This is a genomic window from Neglectibacter sp. X4 (assembly GCF_009917365.1).
GTDB lineage: Bacteria > Bacillota > Clostridia > Oscillospirales > Acutalibacteraceae > Acutalibacter.
Genome location: NZ_QWLE01000038.1, coordinates 1 through 18033, shown reverse-complemented (window position 1 = coordinate 18033; position 18033 = coordinate 1). Strand labels below are relative to the sequence as shown.

19 protein-coding genes and 1 pseudogene are annotated in these 18033 nt (G+C 51.1%); 2 read left to right on the top strand and 18 right to left on the bottom strand.

Annotated elements, in window-relative coordinates; all coding sequences use genetic code 11:
* Positions 1-12: 12 nt before the first annotated feature.
* The 3 genes from D1841_RS12270 to D1841_RS12260 all read right to left on the bottom strand — a co-directional run bounded on the left by D1841_RS12270 (position 13) and on the right by D1841_RS12260 (position 1798).
* Positions 13-174: a hypothetical protein gene (locus tag D1841_RS12270; RefSeq protein ID WP_160643435.1), complete on the bottom strand. Its 162-nt coding sequence runs from the start codon at positions 172-174 to the stop codon at positions 13-15.
* Positions 175-278: 104 nt separating this feature from the next.
* Positions 279-1412 (bottom strand): hypothetical protein, encoded by a 1134-nt coding sequence (locus D1841_RS12265; RefSeq protein WP_160643433.1) that lies wholly within the window; start codon positions 1410-1412, stop codon positions 279-281.
* Between the two features lie 23 nt (positions 1413-1435).
* On the bottom strand, positions 1436-1798 hold the full coding sequence (locus D1841_RS12260; protein ID WP_160643431.1) for a helix-turn-helix domain-containing protein: 363 nt from the start codon (positions 1796-1798) through the stop codon (positions 1436-1438).
* A 64-nt stretch (positions 1799-1862) separates the two neighbouring features.
* On the opposite strand from D1841_RS12260, the gene D1841_RS12255 reads away from it, so the two are divergent.
* Positions 1863-2075, top strand: a complete 213-nt coding sequence (locus tag D1841_RS12255) for a helix-turn-helix domain-containing protein (RefSeq protein WP_347564000.1) — start codon at positions 1863-1865, stop codon at positions 2073-2075.
* 34 nt (positions 2076-2109) lie between these two features.
* On the opposite strand, the gene D1841_RS12250 is transcribed toward D1841_RS12255, so the two are convergent.
* The 6 genes from D1841_RS12250 to D1841_RS12225 all read right to left on the bottom strand — a co-directional run bounded on the left by D1841_RS12250 (position 2110) and on the right by D1841_RS12225 (position 7495).
* Positions 2110-3075 carry a DNA/RNA non-specific endonuclease gene (locus D1841_RS12250; RefSeq protein WP_160643430.1) on the bottom strand — a complete coding sequence of 322 codons (966 nt, stop codon included), beginning with the start codon at positions 3073-3075 and terminating at the stop codon, positions 2110-2112.
* The gene (locus D1841_RS12245; protein WP_160643428.1) at positions 3072-3485 is read right to left on the bottom strand and encodes a ribonuclease Z; all 414 of its coding nucleotides are present in this window, start codon (positions 3483-3485) and stop codon (positions 3072-3074) included. The genes D1841_RS12250 and D1841_RS12245 overlap by 4 nt, the downstream gene beginning before the upstream one ends.
* Positions 3486-3658: 173 nt before the next feature.
* Positions 3659-4282 (bottom strand): recombinase family protein, encoded by a 624-nt coding sequence (locus D1841_RS12240; protein ID WP_201751306.1) that lies wholly within the window; start codon positions 4280-4282, stop codon positions 3659-3661.
* Between the two features lie 81 nt (positions 4283-4363).
* A complete protein-coding gene (locus tag D1841_RS19230) occupies positions 4364-6151 on the bottom strand; it encodes a peptidoglycan DD-metalloendopeptidase family protein (RefSeq protein ID WP_160643425.1) in 1788 nt (595 codons plus the stop codon).
* Entirely contained in the window at positions 6135-7070 is a 936-nt protein-coding gene (locus D1841_RS12230) for a radical SAM protein (protein ID WP_160643423.1), read from the bottom strand. The genes D1841_RS19230 and D1841_RS12230 overlap by 17 nt, the downstream gene beginning before the upstream one ends.
* Complete coding sequence (locus D1841_RS12225) at positions 7067-7495, bottom strand: XF1762 family protein (protein WP_160643421.1); 429 nt, start codon at positions 7493-7495, stop codon at positions 7067-7069. The genes D1841_RS12230 and D1841_RS12225 overlap by 4 nt, the downstream gene beginning before the upstream one ends.
* A 96-nt stretch (positions 7496-7591) precedes the next feature.
* Here D1841_RS12225 and D1841_RS12220 point away from each other — a divergent pair, with 96 nt between their 5' ends.
* The gene (locus D1841_RS12220; protein ID WP_160643419.1) at positions 7592-8353 is read left to right on the top strand and encodes an NYN domain-containing protein; all 762 of its coding nucleotides are present in this window, start codon (positions 7592-7594) and stop codon (positions 8351-8353) included.
* 12 nt (positions 8354-8365) lie between these two features.
* Here the strand turns inward: D1841_RS12220 and D1841_RS12215 are convergent, their stop codons facing one another.
* The 9 genes and pseudogenes from D1841_RS12215 to D1841_RS12175 all read right to left on the bottom strand — a co-directional run bounded on the left by D1841_RS12215 (position 8366) and on the right by D1841_RS12175 (position 17923).
* On the bottom strand, positions 8366-8566 hold the full coding sequence (locus tag D1841_RS12215; protein WP_160579452.1) for a hypothetical protein: 201 nt from the start codon (positions 8564-8566) through the stop codon (positions 8366-8368).
* Between the two features lie 121 nt (positions 8567-8687).
* Positions 8688-9461 (bottom strand): class B sortase, encoded by a 774-nt coding sequence (locus D1841_RS12210; protein ID WP_160643417.1) that lies wholly within the window; start codon positions 9459-9461, stop codon positions 8688-8690.
* Positions 9458-11347: a prealbumin-like fold domain-containing protein gene (locus D1841_RS12205; protein ID WP_161880030.1), complete on the bottom strand. Its 1890-nt coding sequence runs from the start codon at positions 11345-11347 to the stop codon at positions 9458-9460. Before D1841_RS12205 ends, D1841_RS12210 begins: the two co-directional genes overlap by 4 nt.
* Before the next feature lie 19 nt (positions 11348-11366).
* Positions 11367-12698 carry a VaFE repeat-containing surface-anchored protein gene (locus D1841_RS12200; RefSeq protein ID WP_371721855.1) on the bottom strand — a complete coding sequence of 444 codons (1332 nt, stop codon included), beginning with the start codon at positions 12696-12698 and terminating at the stop codon, positions 11367-11369.
* A 46-nt stretch (positions 12699-12744) separates the two neighbouring features.
* Positions 12745-13053, bottom strand: a pseudogene (locus D1841_RS12195) (recombinase family protein); the annotation flags it as partial.
* On the bottom strand, positions 12986-13912 hold the full coding sequence (locus D1841_RS12190) for a recombinase family protein (protein ID WP_160643412.1): 927 nt from the start codon (positions 13910-13912) through the stop codon (positions 12986-12988). The pseudogene D1841_RS12195 and the gene D1841_RS12190, both read right to left, overlap by 68 nt.
* Positions 13909-15276 carry a recombinase family protein gene (locus D1841_RS12185; protein ID WP_256376690.1) on the bottom strand — a complete coding sequence of 456 codons (1368 nt, stop codon included), beginning with the start codon at positions 15274-15276 and terminating at the stop codon, positions 13909-13911. The genes D1841_RS12190 and D1841_RS12185 overlap by 4 nt, the downstream gene beginning before the upstream one ends.
* A gap of 82 nt (positions 15277-15358) precedes the next feature.
* Positions 15359-16921, bottom strand: coding sequence for a tetratricopeptide repeat protein (locus tag D1841_RS12180; RefSeq protein ID WP_160643408.1), 1563 nt, complete (start codon positions 16919-16921; stop codon positions 15359-15361).
* A 156-nt stretch (positions 16922-17077) separates the two neighbouring features.
* A complete protein-coding gene (locus D1841_RS12175; RefSeq protein WP_237076333.1) occupies positions 17078-17923 on the bottom strand; it encodes a recombinase zinc beta ribbon domain-containing protein in 846 nt (281 codons plus the stop codon).
* Positions 17924-18033: the final 110 nt, after the last annotated feature.

Below are 18033 nucleotides of genomic sequence, written 5' to 3'. Positions count from 1 at the left end.
TAGCTTCCCCTTTCATATTTTCATATGGCGGTATCCGGGCAGCACCTCCGGCTGCTGGTGCGTCTTGACCTCTTGGCAACATACGACATCCGGCTGTATACGGGCAATGGGGAAAAAGCCGCCTTTCCCCATGCAGGCCAGCAGGCCGTTAACGTTCCAGCTTACGATTTTCATGTAGCTGCCCCCAACTCAAAAGGATAAAAACAAAAGCCGCTATGTTGCTCTACAAGCTCTATATTTTTATTATAATCTTCACCTGGGTTTTAGGCAACAACCAACTAAACAAGGCTTTCAGGAAACGGTTTCCCTAAGTCACAGAAAAACGGCACCTGCCCTGTTGCCATGAATGCCTCCCGGATTTGTTTGGCAAGCTCTGGTGGGCAGAAGCGCAGATTGCTAATACGGTAAGGGGCAGCAACTTGAGCAAGGGCGGCTTCATCCAGCAAACAAGGCGCGGCTTCTTCTGTGAGAAAAGTTTCAAGGTCAAAATGCCCTGTATCCAAGGAGCCGGGGCAATCCCCGAGACATAACATCTGCACATTGCTTGCGGGTATGTGTTTTTCTAAAACGAACCTAAAGGGGGACATGGAAAAATTGGGGGCGACAAAAAAGGTTTGGACATTTTTTTCGCGGACAAGATAATTGACCGTTTTATCAAAAGCGTTTAAGGATTTATAGGTAGCGGGGCCTAGCATGAAAACCGTACAAGCCTCTTCAACTGGCCGGTATTCCCTGCCCCGCAATTTTTCGCGTATGGCCCTCGCCCCTTCGTATATTAACTGCTGGGGCCTGCTCTTTCCCGTCCCCAGCGCATCCGCTATCTCCAAGGCCGTTTTCCCCTCCAGCCGGAGTTCCATCGCCTCTCTTTTCCTTTCCGGAAGGATGGAATACTTTTCCCGGATAAGGGCATAGGTTGCGGGGGAGGTCAAGTCCACAATGGCCTTCCCGATTTTAAGCGCATAATCCAGGGCATGGCTGTCGGCTTCATGCAGGCAGTCATAGAGATAGGTAAAAACATAGTCCGCCTGCCCTATCATCCAACGCTGCATCCGTTTTTCTATGGCCACGCCATCCTTAATGCCCTGGGGCGCAGGCGGCGAGAGGATTTCATCAAGCATAAAGGACGGCAGGGGATACCGCCATTCTTGCAGGGCGCTTAGTACCTGCCCCTTTTCCGTATCATGGACAACAAGGGATAAACTAATTTCTTTGTGCGGGTTTGCCAGCTTGGCCCGGTAGGCGGCGGTGGCAAACAGGTCATGGAAGCGCCTGGAAGAAATATCCCAACAACCGTATAACAGGAACCTGACTGTATCGTTTTCCAGTACAATTTTGGCGATAGCTTTGTCCAGCCGTTCTTCTATATCGTTATCGTACACGGGGTCTTGGCATAAAAAGCAGCAAGTAGCCATATAGTGCCTCCCTGGATATTCTTTTATCCTTCTTCTTTTTTGTTTTTCTTTTCCCATTTCCGAAGGACTCTTTTGCAGATATACCGCTCGGGGTGAAGGAAAGCCTTTGCTGGTATGTGCAGGAGCTTTTTAAGGGCAGGAAGCATTTCTATTTCCGGTAAGATTTTCCCTAGCTCGAAATAAGCATAATTGGACATATGTATCCCCAAGGCTTCCGCTGCCTGCTGCTGGCTTAACTTCCGTTTTAAGCGCCTGCTGTGCAGCATCGTGCCAAAGTTTTCACTGAATGTAGGCATAAAAATCCCCTTCCTGATTTGGATAGGCTTAATTTGGCTTGGGCAGTGATAATAATGTAGGATACCTGCTTGAAATTCAGTGCCTGACATTGTGGGTATTTCCACAATGTTGTTTATCGAAATATTCCGTTATAATTGAATTATCAGAATGTAAGTGGGTGGTATTATCATTGATTACAGCCCATTGTGGGAAACCATGAAAAAGCGCGAGGTTTCGCAATACCAGCTTTTACAGGCCGGTATTGACAATAAGACGCTGGACGCGCTGAAGAAAGGTAAAAATATAACTTTGCTTACTTTAGAAAAGCTGTGCAACATCATCCACTGCACACCCAATGACATTGTAATGTTTACGAAAGACCGCTAGGTATATTAGCGGTCTTTTTATTTTCTGCGTATTTTCAGGGGTTACACCGTTTACAAGGTTCATACCCCATGCCAGCCACTTCGTCGCGTGTTCCCGTGAAATGCTGCTTATTGGCTTCTTTCATTTTGTCCACACTGGAACAGCCGGGGCGGTGGAATTTGCCTGTGTTGGTATTCAGAATATAGTCGGAGCCTACAGGCTGGGCCTGCTCGGGTTCCGGGGCAGGTGCCGGTTCGATGTAGGTGCTTTCCCCATCTGTGTAATCAATGCGGATGCTGGGCTGCACGTTATAGGCGAACACGCAGAAGGATATGCCCGCGCCCCCGTCCTCCATGGAGCGGCCCTCCAGCAACACGCCGTTTGCCAGCAGGTTATCCCCGTCAAAGACAGGTGTAACCCGGTACAGCACATGGTTTTTCGTCTCTTTTACATAGTCGGCTACCATATTCTCAAAGGGAAGCATACCTTCTATATTGAGATACCGGGTGCCGGTGATAAGGTTCTGCGTGTTGGCCTTTTCGCCGGAAAGCTGGTAGCCTATCAGGTGGCAGCGGTTGTAAAGGTAGTTGCCGTCCACTATGCCGCCATAGCGCACAGTATGCCAGCCGCTGGGCTTTACCTGGCCGATTTCCCCCCGTTCTTCCGTTGGCATAATGTCCTCGCCAATGCAGGCAAAGGCTGTGCCGCAGCGGCCCAGGCTGTCCAGCTCGGAGTAGCTTTCAAAGGAAACCTCTGTATAGTTGTCCTCCGTGAAGTAAGGCGCATTGCCGTTTACCTCTACATAGGCCGCGCCCTCATACGCTGGGATAGATGCCAGGTCAACGGAAACCGGCGCAGGCGGGAGGGTGGCGGTCGGGGCAGGGGTGGGGCTGGGTGTGGCTGTCTCAACGGCGATAGGTGCCGCGCTGCTGGCAGCAGGTTCCATACCCGGCGATTCACACCCGCTGAAAATCAGCGCCAGGACCAATACGAGTGATAAAAGCCTTGCCCTGTTTTTCATTTCTTGTAGACCTCCATGGTAATCCTCTTGTGGGAACTGCCCGTAAAATCTTCCCTTGCCGTACAACGCCACTTCCCATTATGGATGTCGATAGGGAAATGCCGGTCGGCTGGGTATGCCCGGTTCCAGTTGAAAAGGATGATTTCCTCAATGAAAAAGCTGAATGGCAGGATGTCGGCCCCCTCCACCAAGCAGAACTCCCCAGGCCCAGCTTTATCGAGGAAATGTTCGTCCTCCTGCACCTGGGGCGCGTCATAGCCCGCAAAAAGCTGCGCCGTATACGTGTTTACCCAAAGCACAGAGCCAGCCGTCATGCCAATGATTTTCTGCAACGCCTCCCTATCCTGGGACTGCCTGCGGTGATTGAATGCCACGCCGTTGCGGCTGTCTATAAAAGCAATTACTATCACATTCCTCCCCCCGTAAAAGAAATAAAGCAAACTAATTGATAAACCCCTCTTTTTGCCACATTATGGGTTTCTTTTTTTGTAAGGTTAAACAAAATTATATGTACTATCTTGCAATCAGGGAAGGAGTATGGTAAAATTATACGAAAGTAATTTTGTATCTAAAAGTTTACCTTTTAAGACGATATAATCTTACATCTTATAAGCTTTGTTTCTTCGTTTTCGCGGATTTTCCGGTAGAATGTGGGCCTGCTCATATCACAAAGCCGCAGGGCTTCCGGTGTGGAGATTTCATGCCGTTCCCATTGCCGCACGATATCCACAAAGTTTTTTGGGACAGGCTTTTCCGGTCTGCCAAAGCGGACACCCCGGGCCTTTGCCGCCGCTATGCCCTGGGCCTGCCGCTTCTTGATGTTGGCCCTCTCGTTTTCTGCTACAAAAGAGAGGATTTGCAGCACCAAGTCGGCAATAAAGGTGCCCATGAGGTCTTTTGCGGTACGGGTATCCAGCAGCGGCATATCAATGACGCAGATATCCACGCCCTTATCTTTTGTTAGGATTCTCCATTGCTCCTGTACCTCCTTGTAGTTGCGGCCCAGGCGGTCGATGCTCAACAGGTAGAGAAGGTCACCCCGTTTCAGCTTTCTGACCAGCCGCCTGTACTGGGGGCGCTCAAAGTCCTTGCCGGACTGCTTGTCCATAAAAATATTTTTCCTGGGGACGCTTTTGGCGTCCATTGCGATTTTCTGCCTGTCCTCATTCTGGTCTGTGCTGGAAACGCGGATATAGCCATATGTCAATATACATCCCTCCTAAATCAAGAAACAGGCAGCAGCCCATAAAGCTGCTGCCTGTTCTGTAGTTTTTCACATTTTCGCCTGTTAATTCTTGTACTGCGGCCACGCCTGTTCGGCGTAGATCACCCCGCCCGAAGATGGGCTGCCATTATAGTAGAGCGCCAAATGCAAGTGCGGCCCGCTGCTGTTGCCTGTACTGCCCACATAGCCGATAAGCTGGCCTTGCTGTACTGTTGTCCCCGAAGCCACCACGATAGAGGACATATGGGCGTACCGGGATTGCCAGCCGCTTCCATGGTCAACGAAAACGCAGTTGCCATAGGAGGCAATGCCGTCAACCCCCATGCCGCTGTGCCAGCCAGCTTGTGCATAGGTGACAGTACCAGCGGCACAGGCGTAAACAGGGGTGCCCGTCTCCAAGGGGATGTCTATGCCCTCATGGCCGGGGTAGGTGTTCCAGCCGTGGCCCTCGCAGGGGTATGCGAAAGCCCCGTTTGCGATGGCGCTTGCCGCGCCCATGCCGCCCCCGCCGGTTTGGTAATAGCGTAGGACGTGCTCAACATAGCTGGCGTCGCCGTAGCCGCCGGGGTAGCCGTGGCTCATCTGGTACTGCTGGAAACTCAGGGCATTTTCCTTGCTGTAGCCCCCGCCGTGGGACGCGGCCCAATCAAAGTAGCCGTCGCCGTAGTTATAGGCTTGCAGGGCAAGGCTGATAGCGGGAATATCCGTTGGCCCAGTGGAGCCAGCCCGTGCCAGCTTGTGGGCCAGCACCCCCACGCCATGGTTGATGGATTCCTCTACCGGCACAGGCGTACCCGCAGGGTAGCCCAGCGATTCCGCGCATTGCATTACGTCCCCATTCGTAAGGGCCACGTTGCCGCCGGATTCCTGCATCATCACAGCCGCTGCCAGAGGTGCGTATTCGGGGATGCCATGGGTTTGGCAAGCGGCATTTATCTGGGGCATAAGGGCCAGTACATCCGCAGAAAGGTTGACATTGCTGGCAAACCCGCCGCCCCGCAGCACCCCGGCAATACCGAACATAATTAGGAGCGGAACAAGGAAAAGCGCCGCCAGGGCCCCCAGCGCCTGCTTGCTGGATTGTGCCCTGGCGGCGATATTTTCTACCGTTTCTTTCATTTTTGTGACAGCCTTTTCCGTAACTTGATAGGCAATGACAACCGGCCCCGCGCTGGAAGATGCAGCCGCAGACGCGCCCCCCTCTGCGGCCTGCCCTGCCGCCTGGAAGGTCTGCAAGCCTGCGCTGGATTCCCCTGACAAAGCCAGCCCCGGCCCCTGGCTTGGCAAGCTAAAGGCCAACTGCTCACCCTGGTATGTAGCGAGGGCGGGGTTCTCGTAAAGCTGTAGGGCGTCGGCTTCGTAATTCCCCGCCTTGATGGCTGGCGGGGCTGTATATGCAGGGGGCTTCCCTTTTTCCCCTGTGGGCGTGTGCCGGTTTTTCATGCTTCGCGCGGTACGGTTGCCCTGTTTTGCCGACGAAGTCTGCGGTCTGTCCGGTAAAGGGCGAGGCATATCTGCGCCCCGCCCTGGGGGACAATCTGCCTGCATGGGCGGGTTTTGCGCGGGGACAGGTCCAGAAAAAACATCCTCTGTTACGGGAGTATAAGGTGGTGCTCCCGATGCTTTCCTGTATGTGGGGCGATCTCCAACCGGCACAGCCCTGGGCGCAACCGGTTCTGCCAAAGCAGCCTTGATGGCCTGCCCGCTTTTCTGGGCAATCGTATTTGCTGTTTGCAGCGCCCTGCCGCCTATTGTGTTAATGGCATACTGCTCCGGGCTTTGGGCTTCTGCGCTGGATTTATCCAGCGTGGCTAAACCCAATGGGGCCGTAATCTTATCTTGTAAATCCATCGGTATCAAATCCTTTCCTTTTGCAATATTCCTTCCATGTCTCTTTGCGGAAACACCCGCTGTACACATACCGATGGGCAAACTCCAACTGCATTTTATTGGGCGTTATGCCCATGCCCTCGTTGTGCTCTGCCTGGGCGTAAAGGCTTATGCCCCGCAGCTTTTTCAAGGCTTCCACCCGGCGGGACGCGCTGCCTATGTCCTTTGTAACCAGGAGGTACACGAACACCCGGTACGGCTTCACGCCACGCTCCTCTAAAAGCTGGCAGGTACGCAGGATATGTTCAATCTGGCTTTCCTGGTCGCAGGAGAAGCGCAGATACCGTATCCAGGTGAGCCGCGCCAAAATGTCCGCAATTTCCGGCGTTACCAGCCGGGCGTCCATGCCCTGGTTCAAGTCGATTTTATACCCGCTTTCAATCATGCCCGCCAACTGTTCTATGCCATAGTCACAAGCTAAAATGTTATTGTCCATAAGTACCAGCCTGTCCGTATCGGGCCGCACTAGCTGCCGCCATGTGCAGTAGGGGCGGATATCCCCCTCCTTCTTCGGCACGATGCACCAGCGGCAATGATTGGGACATCCCCGTGTTATGCAGCCGATAGCGTAATCGCACGAGGGGTAAATGCTGTAGTCCGGGAACGTGGCTTCCACTTCTGGGGCCAGCTCCGTAAACAGCCCATATCCTGTGCCGCCCTTGACAGTATCCGGAGGCAGATACGGGTTTTCCGGTGTAAAGTCAAATACCTTGCTGCTGTATACCTTGTCGTAAGAGTTTAAAGGCTCCCACCATTCTACAAGGTCGCCCTGGGCCTTATGCCATGCAGAGATTTTCATCAAGGCATAATTTGGGAAGTGCTTTTTGCCTTTAAAATGCTCCATTTCTGCGTCATGCAGGCCGATTTTAAGGCTGTTCATGGTGCAGCCTCCACCTGATACCGCACCTTCATCTGCGCCGGGTACAAATCCACCTGCGGCCTGCGTCGGCCCGTCCAGCGCAGACCACCTGCCTGCCCAACGCACTTCCATCCAGCCGCCCGCAGGCTCCCGCCGCTTTCGGTTTCCAAAGTATAAGTGATAAGCCGCTTATAGCCCATGGCCCGTGCGGCCCTCCATGCTGCCGCGTATAACATGGAACAGGCGTTACGGGTGCCGTCCGTGCAAAGGCGGTTCACTTCCAGCGTCCAGCCATCGTCCAGATAGCGGGATACGGGACGGCCTACAATCACCACTCCCACCACCTTCTCGCCGTTGGACAGTCCGATGGAAAATTTGTGGCCCGTGACCGGGCCGTGGTGGCGATGGCGCTCTGCCACAAAGGCATTGGCTTCTTTTAACGTCATGGGGATAATCTCAAGTTTCGTCTGCTATCACTCCAATCTCGCGGGCTTTACGGCCCGTGAATTTTGTTGTATAATCCCTTTATAGGGGGAATATAGATGTTTTTTCGCGCCGACAACCGGGCAGCCGTTTTTATTGATTACGAATATTGGTATGTGTCCATGAAAGACCGCTATAGGGTAAGGCCCGACTTGGATAGCTGGTGCCGGCAGATACGGGAAAAGTACCAGGTGGAGCGCCTTTCCTTTTTTGGTGATTTCCAGCATCCCAGCTTTTCCGGCGAGGTAGCCCGTATCCGTGCGGTCAGCAATGACATCATTGAAACAAAATGGGAAAGCCACGGGCAGGCGGTCAAAGACATGTCCGACGTTATCATGCTGGACGCCATATACAGGCTGGCGGCAAAAAAGAAATCCCCACCTAATTTCATTCTGTTCACAGGGGACGGGCATTTCCAGCCTGTTGTGCGCTATCTGGTGCAGGACTTGCGGAAGAATGTGGAGGTCTATGGTGTGCGCACCACCATGAGCCGCGCCCTGCGGGACGCCGCGTCCGCTTCCTTTGAAATTCCCAGCGAAGACGATCAGCTTACGGCCTGTTTCCGGTACATTGTGGCGGATTTTGACAGGATCGCACAAAACCATGGCAATGCCTTTGCCACCTATCAAAGCCTGGTTTCCCGCGTATCGGCCAGCAACAGAATCCCCAGGGAGCAGGTGGAAATGGCTCTGGGTGAAATGCTGGACAGGGGATGGCTTACAAAAAAGAAATACCGTGTGGCCTATGGCGAGCCTATGATAAACGCTATCCTGCCCGAGTGGGATGAATTGATTGAAGCAGGCCTGCACAACCCCGGTTAGGCGGTTCCATAGCTACAAAGAGGGTTCCACCCCCCGCACAGGGCTGGTCCGTGCCGTTGCCTCCATGGATATATTTTTGTACCGCCGCCGTATCTGCTCATCTGTAATACCCGGCAGCGGTACATGCATACCCAGGTCGCCGTACCATTCGGTCAAGCGTTTTGCATAAGGGATATTGTGCCGGTTTTCCCATTCCCAGATCTTCCTGCACATATCAAAAAAGTCCTCGATAAAATCATCCTCTTTCCTGTAAGAATTTGGAGAGCCAAGCCCTTCCCTCTACCCCCAACCCTGGGGGCACAGAGAAGGGCTGCGGTTTCCCACAGCCCTAAAGCTATTCTTTAACTGCTATCACCGCCAACCTTCCGTTTTTCTGTGAATATTCGCACGTCACCAGCGTAAGCAGCTTATCCCCCGGCCCGATTCCCACGGCTGTGTCGTAGAGCCGATGCGTCGTTATTTCCTCCACGGTCTGGCTGTCAACGTCCATAGGCTGAAAGATACTCCACTCACCAGCCCTGTAGCTGCCCTTCACGCGCAGCACAGCCGCTATGCGGTAGCTTTCCACCCCTGACGGAGTTTCAAAAACCACTTCCTTGTGGGCCTGCCAATACGCCTTGTCCTGGTACTTATGCAGGCAGGAAAACATACTGCCGTCGTTCATGTGGTGGCCGTATACCAGCAGATTGCCGCTGTCCAGGCTGCACCTGGCGTCCAGGAAGGGCAGGCCATAAATGTCATACTCGCGGGAAAAGTCATGGTCTAAGTAGAATTCGGGTTTATCCTGGCTCTGCATAACGGGGAAATCTATAGGCGTACCGGGGATAGACACCCAGCCGATGCAGTCCGGGTTTTCTTCCTGCAACGCTGTGAAATCGCGTAATACGGCTGGCGGCTCCTGCGCTTCTATATGGTTTTCCGGCAAAGAGGTTTCCTGCGGCCCTTGCCCCATATCCGTAACAATGGGGCTTGCCGCCAGCCTGCGCAGGGCATCCATTTTCAAATCCTGTTCCTGCCCCTGCCAGTAGAACCCTGCCAGCCACAACCCCGCACAAACGGAACCCCCCAATAAGGCCACGGCAAAAATTGCCGCCAGGGCCTTTCTCATTTCAGCCCCCTGCCGCGCTTGCGCTTACGGAGGAAAGCAGCGATGCCCGCAGCCGCGCCAGCCAGTACCAGCGCGGCCCCGCCCACATAGGGCAGTAGAGGTAGTGTCCCGGTAAAGTCAAGTTTTGTGCCGCTTTCCTCCCGGATTCCAGGCAGATAGGTTTCCGCCCGCACCTTCTGCAACGGCGTATCGCCGCCCACAGAAAAAGATATTTTGTCCTCCCCGTCCTTTGATTTTATCCGTAAAGTATATTCCCCTTTGGGAACCCGGATAAAGCGGCGGGGGCTTTCCGCTGTAACCCAGCTTGCTAATTCGTCCCCGTCCTCGCTGCAAAGAACCGCATCGGCACCTGCAACGGGGCTGTCTGTGGCGTTGCTGTAGACGGACAAATCCACGGCAATATACGGGCAGGTGACGGTGAAATCCTCCTCCATGCCCGCCGGGATTTCGGTGGGTATTTTTTCTGTAGAGTAGCCGTCCGGCACTTTGACAGGTACAGCTATAAGCTCGGTGGCAGGCGCTTTTGGGAAGCTGGCCCGCCCCTGTTCATCCGTCCGTGCGGCCTGCAAAGCGGCGCTTCTCTTATAGGGGTCCTGGCTGATTTTCTCTGTCTCCCGCTGATTATGGAGGTTAGAGAGCGACTGGCTGATGTCGGCGGGGTCGGCTGTGCTTGCAGGCACGGGCATATCCTCCATAGGCTCAAACAGGCCTACGGTCACGCCGGGTACAGGCTTGCCGTCCGTGTCCAGTACAATAACAGCCAAATTCCGCTTATCAGCTTTGACTTCTTCGGGTTCTGCGCTGGGTTCGACTGTAGGGGCCGGGGTGGCAATGGGGTTCACGCTGGGAGGGGCTTGTGTAGCCGCTGGCGTGGGAGCAGGCGTGGCGGCGGGGGCCGCTGTTGTGCCCGCGCTGCCGGAAGCCCCGCCCTGGCTGGGGGCCGGGGGAGTGGGCGTGGGTTTCGGCGCGGGCTTCTCTGCCAGATACTGCGTGAGGTTACAGGCAGGCTCTTTCAAAGTGTAGGCGATATGTACCGCGCCGCAGATTTCCTCTTCGTCCTTTAGATGGTTGATTTCTTCCTGCGCGGCCCGCAAGGTCACATAATCGAAGGATTTTTCCGTGCCCGGTTTGCCCAGGAAAGCCCCAAAGTTCTCATACGTTACGGTAACGCCCTCAATCTGCTTTTCATTTTCAGCGGTAAGCGTGATATCAGGGGAAAATGGCCCTGCAATCAAAACCTCGTTCCCGCCAACCGTGATTTTCCTGCCCCCGCTGGTATGGATTTCCGTATCACCGCCGGAAACACTAAGGCCCGTGACCGTGAATTTCACGCTGGCCTTGGATGGCTGATACCCTTTAGGCACAGCCGTTTGGCGCAATTCGTAGGAACCGGGGGTAAGCAAACCAAGGGAAACCATACCCTTTGCGTTGCTTTCCACGCTGGGTTTTACAATACGCCCGCCGCAGTACAGCGTATACTTTGCACCAGGGATAGGCTTCAAGGTTCGGGCGTCCTTTACAGTTAAAATGGCGCTGCCGGTGGCCGGGGCTATGTCCAGCGTGTCATAGACTGCCAGGTTTACCTCCTGGCTGACGCTTTCCCCGTCACAGGTGGCCCGGATTGACTGGCGGGTGCTGGTATAGAGGGAATCAAACAAAACCGCCCCGTCCTGGACGGAAAGGGAAAAGGCGGGTTGCCCCGCCTCCACTTCTGTAACACCTTTTTCCATGTGGATTTTGCCGGAGAAGGTCTGGCCCGCTTCTTCCCTGTAGAAAACCTGATGGGGTGTGGGCGTGCCTGTAGCTTTCGCGGCGCTGGCCGGGATGGCACTGGTAAAAAGCAAGGCCCCTGCCAAAAGGGCAGAGGCCAGTTTCCTTTTATTCATATTGGCTTTAACCTCCTGTTTACTTCCTGCGTTTTTTGATGAGATAGGCAATCAAGCCCCCCGCGCCTGCCAGCATGGCAACCATAGCTGCCCCCACAAACCACGGGTTTGCGCGGGTATCGCCGGTCTTGGGGACGCTGGTGGTGGGGATATCCGGAGTTTTCTTCTTGTTCTCCACGGTGATTTTTGCCTCGATGGTATCCTCCCCGATTTCGATTTCTGTTTCTTTATTATCCAGGATATACCCCTCCGGGGCATAGATTTCCTCCAAAAAGTACTTGCCCCAGGGCAGATTGTCAAAAACCAGTTCGCCGTTCTTGTCGGTTTTGCCGTCTGCTACCACCTGACCGTCTGCGTCCTTCAGGCAGAAGGAGGCCCCTTCCAGGCGGGTGTCCGTCCCGGTTTCCACCTTGACAATGCGCAGGGAGCCGCGCTTGAGCTTGTTGTGAAACTCAACCACGGCGGGTTCGCTGCCGTTTTCTACGGTGACAGTCTTGCCGTTCTCTATCACATAGCGGGAGGTGGTATCGTTTTCCACTTCTGTGATGGTGTACTCACCGAGGGGCAAATCCTGAATGTAGATTTCGCCCTGGGCGTCCGTTTTGAAGGTTTCCGCATAATCTTTGCCCGTCACCAGGAAGGAAATGCCCTCCACCATGTTGTCCTCGGCGGTTTTCTTGATGAGAAGCCCGCCCTTTGCGTTGACGGTGACAGTCTGTGCCTCGTCCTCGATATCCGCATGAACAGCCAATTCAAGGCCATCTTGGTATAGCGTCTCAAAGACCACGATGCTCTTGCCCGCCAGCCCGGAACAGTCAAAAGTAAACGATACTTCAACAGTACCATTTTCTTTTTCTGCCGTAAACTCTGCGGAGGAGGTGATTTCCTTACCGTCCACCAGCAGTTTCTCATTGGTAGACTTGTCCATCAAAACGCCCGTGACATTGTAGGTTTTGCCAACGGTTAAACCTGTGTACTCCACAGTGTCTATGATGGTCACTTCGCCCAGCGGGTCTGTGACCTTGTTCCCGTCGATGGTGGCGGTAGTCTTGATGTCGGGCTTGCCAAAATCAACAGTCTGGCCTTCATCGTCAATATCGGCGTGAACAGCCAGTTCCATATCATCCCGGTAAAGCGTTTCAAACACCACCACGGATTTCCCGGCCAGACTGGAGGCGTCGAAGGTAAAGGGGATGTCGATGCTGCCCTCTGCCTTGGACGCTGTGAAGGTGGCTTCGGCGGTGATCTCCTTCCCATCTACCAACAGTTTTTCCTTGGTGGATTTGTCCATGAGGGTGCCGGACAATTTGTAGGTTTTGCCAGGGGTAAGGCCAGTGTACGTTGAGAACATCGGCGGTATTCCTTGCAAATCGGCTGATGGATTTCGTGATAATCATGTCGATTTTACCGCGCCGACATTGCTTTATCATCTTGTTGAACTCGTCGCGCTTTTTGGTGCTGGTACCCGAAAGCCCTCTATCCGCAAAAATGCCCACAAAGGCCCATTTCGGCTCGCTTCGGATCTTCTCGGTGTAGTACCTTACCTGCACGTCATAGCTGTTGAGTTGCTCCTCTTGGGCCGTGGAAACGCGGCAATATGCCGCCACCCGAAGCTGCCGGTGGGCTTGCTTGATTTCTTCAGCTATGTTGATTTTCGCCGGGATTTTCCGTACTACTTTCTGCGGAGTATTCACTGTCGGTTGCATATTCATCGTCCTTTCCGATCATCTGGTCATTTATCAATTTTATGCTCACGGCGCCATCTTTTCCGAGGTGGACGGCTTGAACCGTCCTCTTGAAAAGTGGCATTGAAAAAGTTGAAAGCGGCTCTGCATCTGCGAGAACCGCTTTCAATCTATGGGCTATATAAGGAGCGGAGTCGATATCCGCGTATTTCAGAGAAGCACACTCCAGTATTTTCTTTCGCAAGGCACTTTTATCATAATCGAGCGTGTCAAATGTCCTGGTAATCTCATTTTCAGCCTTTAATGTCTGCACACCTATGGATTCGTCTTTAGCTGGAATTTGTACTAATTCTGGATTGACAATTACCCGATTTAGCAGTACAGTAATATCATCCAGCAGCTCGCTGTCAGCCTTGTGAATTACTGTGCGGCAGCCCGCATTTGAACATATCCATCGCTGCTGGCACGTTTTGAATCTGCTGTCATGCCGACGGTTCATTTCAAAACCGCATATCGGGCATATTACTGGTACATTTATATGAAAAATTTCACAGGTGCGGTCGGTACCGTGCTGGGTATTCTTTTGGGTTTTCATCTCAACCATGGCCTGGTGCGTTCCCTTATCAATAATTGCTGGAAAATTGTCAATGCCGGTATATCGCTCATCCTCGATCAGGCGCATGATGCGGGATTTGTTCCAGCCGGTAACGCCAGGCTGATACTCAATTTTTTCGGCATTTAGCCGGTTTGTGATTTCCAACAGGGACAGACCATTTTGGTACTCGCTGAAAATGCGATTCAGCACAGCAACTTCTTGTGGATGGGTGGTTATCACGCCGTTCTGATACTGATACCCGAACGGAATATTTCTCTTTTTCATGCTGTGCGACACCTCGCATTCTCCGGGATTTGCTCTGTGAATGCCAGCCCGCCGACGAGATGGAAAGTCAGCCGCGCATTGCCTACAACTGTGATGCTTTGGATAATCTCATAGAATAACTCTTGACTAAATTTTGCACCCGCCACATATCCTGCCAGGGTATCGTCCAGCGATTTCAGCGTGTATATCAGCTCATCGTCCTCATCTTCAGCCAGTGCCTTTTTGCGGTCGAGCCGCAGGGCGTTGATTTTGTTGCTGATTACTGAGGACTGAGCCGCAAAGTCAGTAGCATTAAGCACACCGTTGGTGTGTAGCCGGGCGACCACCAGATTCTGCGCACTCAAATCGGCTATCTGCTTGTCTATCTGCCGTATCTTTTCTTGGCTCTCGCCGCTACGATTTTGCATCGCCTCCAGCTGGTGGATAATCGCTCCTAATAGGTCTTGCCGATGGGAGGCCAGCTTGTCTGCCATCAAGCAGAAGGTATCATACACAGCAGTTTCTCGGACACGTCTACTCTGGCAATTTGTCGCACCTGCCGCCTTGCCGCTGCATAGCCAGTAGGCAGTACCATTCAGGAGCAACCTGCGGAACGTCCGGCCGCATTCAGGACAATGGAGGACAGATGTTAACGGGTAGTCACTTTCGCGCTTATGGCTGACATTCCTTGATTTTTGCAGTTCTTGCGCCGCCATATAGGTTTCTTTGCTGACGATGGGCGGGTTGCTATTCTCCACATAATACTGCGGCATTTCTCCGCGGTTCTTTTTCTTTTTGAAGGGCAGGGTGTCCGTTGTGAACTTCTTTTGCAGGAGTGCATCGCCCATATACCGCTCGTTGTTTATCACATAATTAATGGTATTATGATACCATTTCTTTTGAGCATACCGGCGAGGAACACCCTCCGCATTGAGGATATTAGCAATATTCTGCTTGCCAACACCTTGCAGGTAAAGGTCAAAAATGCGGCGAATCACAGCCGCCTCCTCCTCTTTGACAACCATCTGCCCATCCACTATCTCGAAACCGTAGGCAGGAGCATTGCAGTTAAACTCACCAGACTCCATGCGCATCTGATAGCTTCTCCGAATGTGGTCGGAGATGTTCACGCTTTCCTGCTGTGCGGCCATGCCGGGGAAAGTCACCAGCATTTCCATATTCATCTTCTCACTGTCGATGCCCTGTTCCTCGAAGTAGATGCTCACGCCCAGCTCTTTCAGAGTGCGTAGGGCCACCAGAAGTTCCTGCGTGTTGCGTGCGAACCGAGATACAGAATTGGTAATAACCCGGTCGATTTTACCCAGCTTGCAGTCCCGGATGAGCCGGTTTTGCTCATCGCGCTTTTTCATATCCGTGCCGCTCAAGCCCTCGTCTATCTAATAGCCCATTTTGATACAATTTTATTTTCCCTACACTTTTTTATTTTGCCTCCAAAGGGGGTTCAAATCACAATACTGCACTAAAAAACGCCTCTTTGGACACAGCAAGATGATATTTTCCATTAGGAAACATTACTTCTATTACACCTTTACAAAATGTTGGGCGTGGCTTATGTGGTGTTTCATACGGCTCAACTAATGTAGGCTCTTTTTCAATATGGATAGTAAATTTTTCACCAAACAATTCATCAACTTCTACGCATTGACAAATATCACGAATATCTCCTATTTCAAAATATATCCAGTCTGAAAGTGAAAGTGGATTATTATCAATCTCATATTTCCCCGGAAAAGTCAATTTTGCAAAATCTGTCACTTCCTCAAGTATTGTAGAACTAAATCTTCCTTCACTGAAATCTAACGATATTCTAAATTCATTTTGCCATGAATAAGATTTGGATTTATGAAACTCACTGTAATTAAACTTCTCATATAAATCAACATCATAAGAAACCTTATTATAAGCTAGGCGATAAGAAGCATGTTTCTCCTGCTGGTATCTATCAAACGCCTTATGTACTCTTTTCAAAAATTCTTCTACGTCACTAATAATTACTGCGTATTTTCCGAACTCTTTCATTTTTAGAGACGGCTTTATAATCGCATGACGAGGTTTATAATAGTCAATTGCTGCAAGACAGTAAACTTTCTTCCGCAAAGCAAGTATATCAATAGAACCAAGCATTCCATCTCTTATGATACCGTCTCCATCTTCTTTATATAGATGTGGATTATATCCAAAACCAAAACTCTCCGAATATCCCTCAAGAATATCTCCCCTAAAATCATTGTCTGAAGATGCATCTCTCTTTGAAATATCTCCAAACTGATCCAATGTTTTCATAAACAATTTTCCATCCAATAAATCCTGAGCATATTTATCTTTAGGCTGTCCTTTTTCATTACATTCTGGAATTACTTTTACCAGAAGAAAACAGCATTCTTTTCGTAATCTTTCGTCTACATCAGATATATCTTTCTTGATTTGAGCATTTCCTAAAACTCCAACCTGTTTCTCTGCCAACTCTTCCACTTTTTTAAGATACATTTTTGCACATAACAAATCAGGCTCAGGTATATTAGCAAAAAAATATGCTAACATCCAAAGTGCAATGGGATTGTTATTTTCTCCTGCATCATTAAATAATTCCATTGCCTTTTGCGTATCTCTACCAACGCACAAGCCATGATCATAACACAAGCCTAAAATCCATTCTGCCTGTGTATTGTTATCATTCACCAACGATATGATTACCTTAATATCAACATCTTTATTATGAATTGCATCTAAAATATTTTGAATGACATTATTTACTCCCATTAAATAGGCAGATTCAAGTATATATAAAGCTGCACTTATATCTTTTTTTATTCCCTTTCCAATCAATAAACACATTCCGAAATTCGCCATAGCTTCTGGATTCCCTTGAGATGATGCACATTGAAACCAATAAACAGCTTGTTGTTCATTTAATTCCACTCCATCGCCTGTCATGTATGCTACACCTAAGTCATTCTGTGCCTGTGTAACACCATTTTGCGCAAGCTCTTTAACTTTATTTATATCCATTGCATTAACCTCCAAAAATAAGTTACATTATCCTCAAACATACTCTAAATTATAGTTAAAGATTAATAGTTTTTCAATATGCTCTATCCCACTTCAACCCTAAAAAATAAAAATAAGAAAACACTCCACATTCCCGTGAAGTGCAATCTGTATTTCCTATTTGGTTTTTACCGGAATCTCCATCCCGTTCTTAAAGGTGAACCGCACATCTTCCTTGCTGTAGACCGTCACAAAGTCCACCATGGCATACCAGGCCACCTCGTCAAAATAATCCACCTGCTCCGGCAGGCCCCGCAGCACCTCCATGAAGTTCTCCATCATTTTCCGTTGCGCCTGTTTCTCCGTGACAGCCGCCTGCACTTCCTCCAGTCGTGCTTTCGCCGTTTCAAACCGCTCCACCAGGGCATCATACCGTTTGGCGTATTCACCCTGGTTCTGTGCGACGCGGGCATTTTCCCCGATGCATTTCTGTATCAGTTCCGCCGCCACATTCATCTCCCCATTAAGCTGCCGTGCCTCCGTCTCCAGCTCTCCGGTTTCAAATGCCGTGTCTTTGACTTCCCCAAAGCCTGCGATAATAAGGTCTTTCTCTTTCCCTATGATGTTCAATGCCTTTATGAAAAGCTGTTTGATGGTTTCCTCGTCCAGATGCGGCGTGGTGCATTTCTCCCCGCCGTCAAATTTATGGTTGCACTGCCAGACCACCCTGCGGTATTTGTCGTTGGAATGCCAGACCTTGGAGCCGTACCAGCTCCCGCAGTCCCCGCAGCGAATTTTGCTGGAGAAAATGCTCACGCAGCTATTCCGGCCGTTCCCTTTTCCCCGTGACTGCATCAGCACCTGCACGTTGTCGAAAACGGCGGGCGGTATGATGGCTTCGTGGTTTCCCTCCACATAATACTGCGGCACTTCGCCCTCGTTCACTTTTTTCTTTTTGGAGAGGAAATCCACCGTATAAACCTTCTGCAGGAGCGCATCGCCTTTGTATTTCTCGTTTGCCAATGTCAAGCCCAGACTAAAAATTTGGGCATTTTATTGAAATCAGCCTGCAAAAATTCCTATTGCAAGCTGCTTTAGCTTATCAAACTCATCTTGAAATCTCCATTGAATCT